Origin of the sequence: Acinetobacter sp. ANC 3781 (assembly GCF_004331285.1) — a bacterium.
In the GTDB taxonomy this organism is placed as follows: domain Bacteria; phylum Pseudomonadota; class Gammaproteobacteria; order Pseudomonadales; family Moraxellaceae; genus Acinetobacter.
In genome coordinates, this window is record NZ_SJOH01000001.1 from 168,327 (window position 1) to 180,652 (window position 12,326).

Below are 12,326 nucleotides of genomic sequence, written 5' to 3' on the forward strand. Positions count from 1 at the left end.
CTGTGCTCTTGCTTATTGTTGACCTAAATAATGTGTGACTTTTTTTGCTTGTTTCGCATCACTCCACCAATAGTCAATCCCTGTTGAAAGCTTGGGTTTAACCTTGGGTTGATGATACATGTTCCAGTAGGCAAACCAGTTTTCACCTTTACCATAGGTCGGAATTTGATAATAACCGGCACGCAATAAACGATCCAGCACCTTGGTTCTGACCACCAACTCTTCACGATTGGGGGCACGGATCACCTGCTGAATCACAGCATCAATCACCGGATTCTTAATACCTGCATAATTATAATTGCCGGGCTGATCTGCCGATGCACTGCCCCAAAACTGCGCCTGCTCATTCCCCGGATTAAGCGACTGTGGCATCACACTGGTGGTCATGTCAAAGTCCTTACTGCGCATACGTTCAATGTACTGTGGCACGTCGACATGACGAATGGCCACATCAACGCCCAAACGTTTCATATTGCGGACAAACGGCATCAGCGTACGTTGTAAACCGTCTTGATGAATTAAAAACTCAATCTGAATCGGCTTGCCTTTGGAATCAAGCAATCGACCTTTTTGAAAGCTATAACCGGCTTTTAATAAAAGTTGGCGTGCAATCAGCAGATTATTGCGATTAAAACCACTGGCATCAGACCCTGGATATTTCCAGACTTTCAGGACACCCTGACGTTGAATCGGATTGAGTTTGGCTAAATACGGTTTGAGAACCTTAAACTCCGCTGAACTTGGGATACCTTTCGCTTCAAGTTCACTATTGGCAAAGTAACTCTGTAAACGCTGATATTGTCCATAAAACAGGGCTTTATTTTGCCATTCAAAATCGTATGCATAAGTGATGGCTTGGCGGAACTTGATGTCTTGAAAAGGTGTACGACGAGTATTAAACACAAAACTTTGCGTCGGAATGGGATTCTGATGCTTGAATCTGTATTTTACTACCATCCCTGTCCTTACTGCAGGAAAATGATATTCCGTAACCCATTTACGCGCAGTAAACTCTTCATGCAGGGTATATTGACCGGACTTAAAACCTTCAAAAGCAATATCGAGACTGCGGTAATAAACATACTTCAACCGATCAAAGTTATAACGCCCTTTATTGACCGGTAAATCTTTAGCCCAATAATTCAGGTTACGTTTGTAGGTAATACTGCGACCAGCATCAATCCGATCAATCAGATACGGTCCCGAACCTAGAATCGGCTGCATGGTGACCCGGGTAAAATCTTTGTTCTGCCAATCTTTTTTAGAATAAATGGGCAGTTGCGACAAGATCAGCGGCATTTCTGAATTATTGTCAGACTTAAAACTCATCTTTACCGCATACTTGGACAACACTTCGGTTGTATCCAAATCTGCCAGATACATTTGCAAACCCGGATTAGACTTGTTCTGATACGCATCGAAACTAAATTTCACATCTTCGGCAGTCACTGCACTGCCATCACTAAAACGTGCTTTGGGGTTTAAATGAAAAATGACATATTTGGTTTTATCTGGATCAAAGGTGACTTTCTCCGCCAACAGTGGATACATCACCCCAGGCTCATCCAGTGACGCCGACATCAGCGAGTCAAACAAACGATCAACGCCCTCTGTTGAACTGCCTTTGCCATTCATACTATTCAGGTTATCGAATGTGCCATTACTTGCTGTACTTAAATAACCGCCTTTTGGAGCATAGGCATTTGCATAAGGCATGACCGACAAGCCTGCATATTTCGGCTGGCTATGGATTGCGATATAAGGGGTGGTCTGTACTGCAGCCCACAGCCCTTGCGTAAGAAGACTCACCCCACAGGCAAAACCAAAGCGTTTTGCGAAAGCAAATGACATCTGAAATGGCTCCCTGTCTTTGCGTATAATTATAAGTTTGGCACTTTAATGACATCACCGATACGCAATTGAGTATTCGGTTGAATCGCGTTCATTTCAGCCAGTTTGCTGCTTTCCAAACCATAACGGTTGGCTAGACCAATCAAGGTATCACCGCGTTTGACTTTATAGTCAATCACTGTTTTAGGGACCATGATCTGCTGACCGACACGTAAACCTGCCCGTGCATTTAGATCATTTAACGATGCCAATTCAGCAACTGTTATTCCGGCCCGACTGGCAATCACATTTAAAGACTCGCCTGGTTTCACAGTATAAGCATCAGCATTTTTTGATGATTTCATCACTTTTGCTACAGGTTCATCCACTTTAGCTTCTAGCTTTGGAAGATCGCCTTCAATTTTCAAACGTTGCCCACTACGCACACTTGAAGTTCGGGTCAAGCCGTTTAGTGCAGATAAATAATCCAGCTGTAAATGATATTTTTTGGCAATACTGCTTAATGTCTCACCTGATTTTACAGTATGCGTATCTGGCTGTTTGTCGAAGGTCACTTTTTCAATTTTTGCTTCAACTTTGGCTGGAGCTGGTTCTTCACCCGTGAGTTTTAAGCGCTGTCCAGCACGCAAGCCTGTATTACGGTTAATGCCATTAATATTGGCAATATAATCCATGCCTAAATTATATTTAGCTGAAATAGCCGACAAACTATCACCCGATTGCACGGTGTAATTTTCAGGAACAGTTGAACCTGCAGGAATTTTAAGGGTCTGACCAACTTGCAAGCCGCTGCTATTGGATAATTTATTGAGCTGGGCTAATTCAGTTAAAGAAATTTTCGACTGTGCAGCAATACTGGATAAAGTATCACCTCGTTGAACACGATAGCTTTCAGTTTTATACGATGGTTCTACACTAGCCGTTTCTACTTTAACTGCAGTATTTTTTTCTTCTTGCTTCGCTTCTACTTTAGTTTCAGCTTCTTGTAATGGCACATTAATTTTCTGCCCTACTATGAGACTACTGCCCGCAGTTAAACCTTTGGTTAAATCTGCCAGCTCCTGATTAGACAAGGCATAACGGTCTGCAATCAGTTTTAAATATTCACCACGTTTGACCACATAAGACTTGGTTTTCACTTTGGCATTGAATTTTGCGTTACTGATTTTAGTTTCAGCCAGATCGGAATTACTTGACGCCGTTTCCTTTAACGACAATTTTTGCCCAACACGCAAACCACTACTGACTGATAGATTATTGTAATCCGCAAGTTGTTTAACTGACATGCCAAACTGGCTAGCCACCCCAGTCAAGCTGTCATTGGCTTGAACCACATAACTTTCAGGCTGCGCTTTTGACTTATTGCTGGCAGATGTTTCTGTCTGTTTCGGTTTAGCATCATATAGATAAATACTGGTTCCGACATAAAGCGCTGATTTTGGATCAATCTGATTCCACTTTGCCACATCACGCCAGTTCAAGCCATTTTTCATGGCAATAACAGCCAAGGTATCTCCTGGAAGTACAGTATAAGTACTGCGTTTTCCTTTAGGTGCGACCACCACAATTTCTGAATCCGTTTTAACGTAGTTTTTACCTTGGTTACGTTTCGCTTCGTCAGAATCAATTTTGGTATTTTCCGCTACCCCTTTAGGATAAGAAAAAGCTTTGGTCAGTTCTTTCCCTTGTTGCTCTGCCACAGATTGACTGGTTTGAATCGCGGTAAGTTTAATTTTACCGTCAAAAGGATCTATAATTTCTGTACCTTGCGGTGCCAAGGCTTTAAGTTCTGCAACCACTTTATCTTGTTCAGCTTTGCTGGCTACAGGTTGTAGCACTTGCTCGACTGTTTTATTTTCACCTTCAGCTCTTACTGCAGCCAAAATTTGCTCACGCTCAGCCGAAGACAATGGCGGCTCGACGGTTACCGGCTTAACATTTGCTACTTGAGTCACGGCGACAGGAATACGGGGCGCACTTGGAATATCGCTATTCGATGCAAACGATGCCAGTGCGGCTGAACCTTGAGGGGTAGAAAGAGGTGGCTTTGATGTGGAGGTTGTTGTCACAGGACTCGTAGCTTTAACCGCTGCAGATGCAATAGCTTGAGATGTTTTTGTAGTCGTCGTGGTTAATACGGGTGGAGCTGTTTTTATCGGATTAATCACTTGAGTGTTTAAGTCAGGCGGATTAGATTTTTCTGGCGTAAAGGGTTTGGCAGTACTTGCCCATAAACCACCAGAACTGGAAGATAATTTTTTAAGTCGCGCATCAATTGATGGACTCAGGTCTGCCGGAATAATAATCCGCATTGGGCTTTCACTATCAATCAAATCTCCGCGATGCCCTGGATTTAACTGATATAGCTCAGCACGGCTCAAGCCGGTAATTGAAGCAATTTCATTTAAGCTTACCGGACCAACAGGCACTTCTCTAAAGTGTGGACGGTTGGCAATAGGAGGCAAAGACACGCCATAGGCGCTCGGGTTTTTAATAATTTGTGCAACTGCAAGAAAGCGTGGCACATAGTTCATGGTTTCCTGAGGCAATTTCAGTGACCAGTAATCTGTTGGTAAACCTGCGGCTTTATTACGGTTAATTGCTTGCTGGATACGACCCGGACCTGCATTATAAGCCGCCAAAGCCAATTCCCATGAACCAAACTGGTTATACAAGCCACCTAAGAACTCATACGCTGCACGCGTTGACTCAACCACATCACGGCGACCATCATATAAACTGGTTTGTTTTAAACCATAAATACGGCCGGTACTCGGAATGAATTGCCACATGCCGGCTGCTGCTGCACTACTGGTTGCAGCTGGGTCATAAGAGCTTTCAATAATCGGCAATAAAGCCAGTTCAGTCGGCAAGCCACGACGCTCGGCTTCTTTCACCGTATGATAAAGATAACGTGAAGCACGTGCGCTTAAACGATCCAAATACGGTTGACGTGAAATAAACCAACCGCGCTGCGCTTCAATACGAGAGTCCCAATGGGTTTGATCCATTTTAAAACCTACGGTCATACGCTTCCAAACGTCACCGTGTTTTAAAATAAGCAGACGATCCCCTTCTACCGCGCGCATATCTGTGGCGGAAAGTAAATCTTCCAAAGAGTCCAAACTATTGGCATCCAGATATCCAGAACCCACCAGTTTCGATTTTGATCCTTGCGTTGCACTTTGGCTTGAGGAACAGCCAGTCAGACCTAGCGCAGCTAAAGCTGAACCCAATACGGTAATTTTAAAAAATTTGGGTAACAAAGGCTGCCACAAAATCGCGGTTGGTTTATACATAAAGAAATCCAGACAACTCGTATAAAATTTATTTTTTAGATATGCCATTGTAGTGAAGCATGTCTTAGACACAAGGCAATAATTTAGCGCGATTTCACTATAAATGTTACAAGAAATTAAAAAATAAGCATGTTATACAGTTCAAAAGTGCAATTGCGTTATACAATATACTATTGACGCTGTTCAATTTGACTTTCACTCGTTCGGATTCGGTTTATATGACTCAAACAATCACACTCTATGTCGATGGCGCTTGCCGCGGCAATCCAGGTTTAGGCGGTTGGGGTGCATATGTCATTACTGAAACTGAAGAACATAAACTGTATGGCGGTGTACCGGAAACCACCAACAACCGTATGGAACTAACTGCAGCAATTGAAGGGATTAAGTTCTGCCCAACAGATGCTAAACTGATTATCTGGACAGATTCCAACTATGTGAAACAAGGCATTACCGAGTGGATTCATGGTTGGAAAAAGAAAAACTGGAAAGATGTTAAAAATCCTGATCTGTGGAAATTGCTTGACGCAACCTGCCAGGGCCGCGACATTGAATGGAACTGGATTAAAGGTCATGCTGGACACCCAGGCAATGAAATGGCAGATCAACTCGCCAACTTAGGTGCAGATCAAACCTTAGAAGCCATGAGAAATGCATCATCAAAAGCAGAAAAACCATTAGAACAAACTGTCGTTTTAGATAAAAAAAAAGTGGAAAAGGACTGGCTCCTAGATGATCCTTTTGGTTTCGATTTAATCGAATCGGATGTGCAAGATGATACTGAAGCTTTAGAAAACTTAGAACAAGAAATGATTCAGCCTGAAGAGATGAATGACGAAGCTGAAGTGCAAGATGAGCTTATAGAAAGTGTTGCGCCTGACCTTTTAAACGTAGAGCATCCTCATATTATGATTACGCCACGAACCAAACAGGTTCATGGTCCGCGTCAACTGATTCTGGATACGGAAACCACCGGTTTCTACTTCCAGGACACTGACCGGATTATTGAGGTCGGCGCCATTGAAATGGTCAACCGTAAACTGACCGGTAGCTCCATTCATATTTATATCAATCCGAAAAAACCAGTCGGTGATTCTGAGAATATTCATGGTATTTCAGATGCCTTCTTGCAAGATAAACCTGTATATGCAGAAATTGCCGATGTACTTTTTGAGTATTTAAAAGGCGCAGAAATTATTGCGCATAACGCCAACTTCGATATGAACTTCTTGAATATGGAGTTCAAACGGGCGGGCTTTGTGGCTTTATCAGAGGTGTGTAAGGTTACTGACACCTTAGCTATGGCGAAAAGCAAACATCCTGGGCAGAAAAACTCCCTGGATGCGTTGGTTCGCCGTTATGAAATTCCACAACGAGACCGTACGTTTCACGGTGCCTTACTCGATGCTGAAATTCTAGCTGATGTCTATTTAGCGATGACGGGTGGTCAAGTCTCCTTCGATATGGATACCTTGACCGAAAGTGAGCAACAACAGGCACAGACAGCACGTCTAAGTGTACAAATCGAGCTTCCTATTATTCTGCCTTCAGAACAGGAACTTGAAGCACATGAGACATGGGTCAAACAATTTGAAGAAAAACATGGAACAGCTTGTCTTTTTGCAAAATAAAATCTACATTTCTAGTGGTTTTTTGTATTTAAACGTTTAACAGTTAAGTTATAGTTGAATGTAAAGAAGTTTCGCCCTTAACCGGCTGCTCATAAACAGATAAAACACTAGGAAAGGTGCAGATCCATGTCTTACCAAACCTCTATTCATTTTGACCCAACTGCATTGCTGATAATAAAAAATGAGGTTGATAACTCAATTAAACTAGTCGAATCAGCGGTTAGCAGCTTAGCAGAGGATCAAACTTTACCTTTTGGTATTGATGATGCACTGAATCAGTTTGAGCAATGTGCCCAAGTACTTGCGCTGATTGATATGCAAAGCTTGGCTAAAATCGCTCAATATTCTGCCGAGTTAATGCGTAAAATCATGAGCAATCCTGCGCAAATTAATACGCAGGAGGTGATCGCCTTAAGTGAAGGCACCACCATGATGAAACGCTATATCGAATTTATTTGCTTGCGTGAAGTTAAAATTCCGCAATTTTTGCTTGATACTCTGAATCGCCTTGAGATTGTATTAGGCAAGCCGATTACCCCTGAAGGTCAGCATATTGAGCCATTAATTGATAGCTTCACCCCTGACTTCCAGCTTCCTAAAGCACCGAGCTTAGAAAAATCTAAATATGTGCATCGCTTGTATAAACTGTCTTTAAACAAGCTTATTAAGCAGGAAGAAACTGAATTTGATTTACAAGCCATTAAATTGGTCGGTGCATATTTAGCAGGTCTTGCTGAAAATACGCCAAGCAAGCAATACTGGAATCTGGTGCATGTTGCATTTGACCAAATTGATCACTTGCTTCTGAATGATCCACGTTTACGCACCTTGATTAGCATTGAACGTAACATTGCGCAATATTTCATTACTCCTGATCGTTTCAAACCAAGCTTGCCGGATTTAGCCAATATTTTAAGTTTGTGCATTAGCCAAGAAGATGAGACTGCGCAGCATATCCGCAGCCAGCTTAATTTGAGTGAAGACCACCTGACCGATACGCAATTACAAGTGTTCAGCCGTCATCTTTATGGTCCCGATTTTGATACCATGCATACGATTAGTGAACTTGTAACCACAGAAATGGCACAAATTCGTAACGACATTGAATACAACTATCAGAATATGACCCCAGAAAAAACGCGAGAGTTACAAGACAAATTAACCAGTCTTGCTAATATTTTCAAAGTGTTAAATCTGAATGAAGCCTTTAATGACTTGTCGCGTCAAGCCAGTTTGCTTAGCAGTGCTGAAGTGCTAAAAGATGAAGGTTTTGCACAACAATTGATGAATTGCATTCTATCTGCGATGAATTCAATTGGCGTATTGGAACGTCATCACACCTCAAGCCGTTTACAGCTTCGTGTGCATAACATGAATATCTCTTTAGACCGTTTAGATGAAGCACATGCTGCTTTGCTGAATGAAACTAAAGCTGTGATTGACCTTTCCAGCCAAACTCTGATGCAATACTTACAAGACAACAATTTGGCAACTGTAGAAAATACGCCGACGCAATTGCGTGAAATTGGTGGCGCACTCTTGTTCCTAAATGCTGAGGCAGGTCAAACTGCATTAAAAACTGCAGCAGACTTTATTCAGCAGCAAATTGAAAGTTCAACAGTGATTAATGCTGAACAAATCAATCATACTCTCGACACTTTAGCCAGTGCTGATATGATGATTGACAATTTAAAATACAAACAACCTGTATTGCAGTCAATGTTTAATGTAGCATTGGAAAGTAGCGAAAAACTGAAAACTGTTGCCTAATGTCTGAATTATCACTTGCTTATATTTTTCATCAACATCAACTGTTAGTGGATGAAAACTTTCAACTTCCTCGAGTAGAACGTTTAGCAAGTGATCTTCACTTCAACACGGGTGATCAAGTGATTGCCCGTGATCTTCTCGAACACGAACCTATTCCTCAGGGCTTGCAGTTGGTTCCCATCCGTCAGCTATTGACACTTTGGAATACCAAGCAATTCGAACATGCCAGTCGTGCAATTCAACTTTTAGAATGGCGTAAAAACCATAAATTCTGTAGCCACTGCGGACATCAGACAGAAGCACATCAGACTGAATATGCCATGATTTGCCCTGCTTGTCGCTACCATCAATATCCGCGAGTACAGCCTTGCGTAATCACGGTAATCACACGCGGTGATGACGAAATCTTGCTGGCTAAAAATGCAAAAAACAAAACCAATATGTATGGTCTGATTGCTGGTTTTGTCGAAGTTGGAGAAACTTTAGAAGAAGCAGTACGCCGTGAAACCTTTGAGGAAGTCGGATTAAAAGTAAAAAATGTACAATATCTTGCCAGTCAACCCTGGCCATTTCCGAGTAATTTAATGCTCGCTTTCCGTGCTGAATATGCTTCTGGTGACATCAAGCTTCAAGAAGAAGAAATTAGCGATGCACAGTTTTTTAAACTCGATCAACTGCCGGAAATCCCTTTTAAAGGCAGTATTGCTTACGCAATGATTAAACACATTACCGAAGGTCACCCTGTTGCAGATGACACTCGTGAATGGTTGTAAGCTAGGGGTTTAGCGCTTCATCCAAAGCCGCTAAAATTTGTTTCTTGGTCTGAAAAAAGCGGCTAAACAAACTCGAAACCGATCCCATAATGGAAATATGCCCCGTACCTGGGATGGTAATCATTTGGCTATGATTGCCCTTTTCCTGCAAAATACGATGCAAATCTTTTGAATTATTATGACCAACCACTTGATCATTCGCTGCTAAAAACAGGTAATGCTTCACTGTGTTCGGTTCAATAAAATAATATGGCATCACATGTTGATAAGGCACACTCTGATCAAACGCATCTGCACATAATGGATCATCTTTATAATCAAAATGATAAGGCCCAGATAATCCAATAATCGCCTGAATTTGGGCACGACAGTGCAAGGTATATGGCTTTGGATGATACAGTGCCGACATGACATTAAATGCGCCAGCCGAATGCCCCATCAACACGATTTTTTCAGTCCGAATATTCAGTTTAGATTGATGTTGGTTCAGATAGTTTAATGCCAGGCTCAGGTCATCAATATAACTGGGAAATACATGTTCTGGTGCAAGATGATAATTGATCACCGCAACATCATAGCCCTCCTTCGCAAAGGCTTCACCGACAAAACGATAATCTTTTTTATCTCCATGTAACCACGCCCCGCCATGTACGAATACAATTAAAGGACGGTGTTCACGTGGTGTTTCAGCGGTAAAAATATCGAGGCGTTGCCGGGCTTTTAAGCCATAAGCAACATTTTCAATGACCGAATAGCCTTTTCTGGAAGTTAAACGATTCAATGCATAACTACCAAAATCGTAAAGGCGAAAATCTTTGTAAAACATTTTCACCAATGCGACATTTTGTTCCAGTTTGTTCTTGACCAATTGAGTTACATTATTGAGCATTCGCAGGCTCAGCTTGGTCGGGATCAATCGCTACAGGGGTTTGTTCAACAGGTTGTGCATACACCACAGGACTGCTAAAACTTGAAGTCACTGCACGTGATTCTTCAACATTATCAATCAGGGTAATAATTTTAGTCACATTACCGACTTGCTCAAGTATCTGATTAAGATCCTTGATTTCAGCACTATTTAAACGTCCCATTACATATAGAATGCCATCTTCGGTGTGAATGCGGACTTTGCTATCTGATACTACGGCAGCTTTCATTATCAGCCCACGTGTGTTGGCTGTAACCGTAGTATCTTGCATAATGGTGCTATAACCAATTTGGTTACCCACAGTAATATAATTATGTACAGTTTTGACATCCGTCATTGCACGCACATTATCTTCAGCCAATTGCTTTAAATGGGCATCTGGCACTTGGCCAGTCAGTAAGACATTGCCATGAAAACTTTCAATATTGACTCGGGCTTGTTTAAAGCGGCTATCTAATTTATATAAATTGATTTTAGCGGTACGTTCTATAGAAGAATCAATAAACACCTGTCCAAGCGAACGGGCACCACTCTCTGTTCCTACCGGGGCTGGTCCTGTGCCACCAGAGATGAAACTTGCACAACCAGATAAACTTGCTACACACAGTAACGTCATTGCAATACGGTTAAACACTCAGCAAGACTCCTCATCATTAATTTCAATTCTATTTTATTTCAGCATTTACGCTCTGATTTTGTTCAAAGGTTAATGAACTCTTGATCAAAAGTAAAAGCATTTTCTATCCATTGTTGATCATAAGTGAATTTAGAAAAATCTTGCTGTATGGTTTTTGCAAATTGTTGAAAAAAATCAAAACAAATCACATCAAACCGACAATAAAATTGTTGAAATTCTGGATGACTATTTAAAAAGTATAATGCTGCTTTCATAATCTTCTTTTGTTTAGAGAGTGAAATTGTTTCACATGATTGTGCATATTGAGTTGCAGAGCGTGCTTTCACCTCCACAAAGATCAATTCTTGATCCTTTTCTACAATCAGGTCAATTTCCCCATAACGACAATGATAATTCATGGCAATCAGGAAAAAACCTTGTGCTTGTAAAAACCCCAAAGCCTGCTGTTCAGCCCATTGTCCTAAATTTAAATTGAGTTGCATATTTTTTGTCATTACAAGCTCCTAATGCCTTTTCTAATATTTTCAAAACAATGTGGAGGCCGCTGAATATGAGGATTGCTGATTTGAATCAGCCCTGTTCGCCCTTGAAATTCAATACTTTTTAAATTTGGTTTATCAAGATATTGTTGAGCAATATGCCGAACATCAACACCAAAGGTTTGTAGCCGTTGATACGGCTTGGCAACAGGATTTTGTTGACACGAATAAGCTTCAGTCACATCTGAGCCTGCCAGATTATATAAAGCGGGTACATCACAAAACTTCACTTTTTGGGGAATCGCTTGTTGCTGTTCAATGCCATTTCACCCTACATAAATATTTTTATTTGGTAACTTTGCCAGACTATTGCTCCACTGATTATTTCCGATTCGCAATAAACTGCTTTTTTTATTCAACTTTTCAGGTAATTCCTCGACCACAGTTAAGTGATAATCTATTTTTGAAACTAAGGACATGACAAAAAGCTCACTGTCGGCTTCTATTCCCGGCTGGCGAAATACATAAATTTGCTTAATTTTATCCTTCTGCAAGATTTGATTTAGTCTATAAGCATTATCTTTCTTGGACAGTCTAAACTGCCCTACCTGATCTGCTTGGTGAGTCACTTCATTTAAAGCAAAAACACAAACTTTGGGTTTACTCTTGATTAAGCCTTCCACTTCATTGCGCGCTAAAGACCCAATCACCATTTGGTTTTTTTTATTGACATTTATTTTTAACAGCTGGGCGATTTGTTTTGTATCCGAGTTTACAAATTTAATCGGGGTTTTCTGGCCTGATGCTTGATAAGCACTCATAAAATCCTGTTTGACGCTTAATCCGACTCGCGCCCTAGGACCCGATTCAGGTAAAATGCCCCATACTTCAGCTTGTGCATGGTTAAAAATGCAATACAGCATGAAGTCCATTAAATTATTTTTATTATCCAACATTG

General features: G+C 41.2%; 10 protein-coding genes. 3 read left to right on the forward strand and 7 right to left on the reverse strand.

Annotation, left to right across the window (positions count from 1 at the left end; genetic code table 11):
- Positions 1–12 precede the first annotated feature (12 nt).
- Together E0H89_RS00920 and E0H89_RS00925 are read right to left on the reverse strand one after the other, a co-directional pair.
- Positions 13–1,851, reverse strand: a complete 1,839-nt coding sequence (locus tag E0H89_RS00920; protein ID WP_131213740.1) for an extracellular solute-binding protein — start codon at positions 1,849–1,851, stop codon at positions 13–15.
- Positions 1,852–1,880: 29 nt separating this feature from the next.
- Positions 1,881–5,150, reverse strand: a complete 3,270-nt coding sequence (locus E0H89_RS00925) for a LysM peptidoglycan-binding domain-containing protein (RefSeq protein ID WP_131213742.1) — start codon at positions 5,148–5,150, stop codon at positions 1,881–1,883.
- Positions 5,151–5,368: 218 nt separating this feature from the next.
- Between E0H89_RS00925 and dnaQ the strand changes: the two genes are divergently transcribed.
- From dnaQ to nudC, 3 genes are all read left to right on the forward strand, one after another.
- Positions 5,369–6,781, forward strand: coding sequence for a DNA polymerase III subunit epsilon (gene dnaQ / locus E0H89_RS00930; RefSeq protein ID WP_131213744.1), 1,413 nt, complete (start codon positions 5,369–5,371; stop codon positions 6,779–6,781).
- 126 nt (positions 6,782–6,907) lie between these two features.
- Entirely contained in the window at positions 6,908–8,551 is a 1,644-nt protein-coding gene (locus E0H89_RS00935) for a chemotaxis protein (RefSeq protein WP_131213746.1), read from the forward strand.
- Complete coding sequence (nudC, locus tag E0H89_RS00940; RefSeq protein WP_131213748.1) at positions 8,551–9,324, forward strand: NAD(+) diphosphatase; 774 nt, start codon at positions 8,551–8,553, stop codon at positions 9,322–9,324. Before E0H89_RS00935 ends, nudC begins: the two co-directional genes overlap by 1 nt.
- A 1-nt stretch (position 9,325) precedes the next feature.
- Here nudC and E0H89_RS00945 read toward each other — a convergent pair whose 3' ends face one another.
- The 5 genes from E0H89_RS00945 to E0H89_RS00965 form a co-directional block, all read right to left on the reverse strand.
- Positions 9,326–10,213, reverse strand: coding sequence for an alpha/beta hydrolase (locus tag E0H89_RS00945; RefSeq protein ID WP_131213750.1), 888 nt, complete (start codon positions 10,211–10,213; stop codon positions 9,326–9,328).
- The gene (locus E0H89_RS00950) at positions 10,203–10,886 is read right to left on the reverse strand and encodes a BON domain-containing protein (RefSeq protein ID WP_131213752.1); all 684 of its coding nucleotides are present in this window, start codon (positions 10,884–10,886) and stop codon (positions 10,203–10,205) included. The genes E0H89_RS00945 and E0H89_RS00950 overlap by 11 nt, the downstream gene beginning before the upstream one ends.
- Positions 10,887–10,951: 65 nt before the next feature.
- Positions 10,952–11,383: a YraN family protein gene (locus tag E0H89_RS00955; protein ID WP_250697804.1), complete on the reverse strand. Its 432-nt coding sequence runs from the start codon at positions 11,381–11,383 to the stop codon at positions 10,952–10,954.
- Positions 11,383–11,610 (reverse strand): hypothetical protein, encoded by a 228-nt coding sequence (locus tag E0H89_RS00960; RefSeq protein WP_131213754.1) that lies wholly within the window; start codon positions 11,608–11,610, stop codon positions 11,383–11,385. Before E0H89_RS00960 ends, E0H89_RS00955 begins: the two co-directional genes overlap by 1 nt.
- Positions 11,611–11,694: 84 nt before the next feature.
- Complete coding sequence (locus tag E0H89_RS00965) at positions 11,695–12,321, reverse strand: penicillin-binding protein activator (RefSeq protein ID WP_165493991.1); 627 nt, start codon at positions 12,319–12,321, stop codon at positions 11,695–11,697.
- Positions 12,322–12,326: the final 5 nt, after the last annotated feature.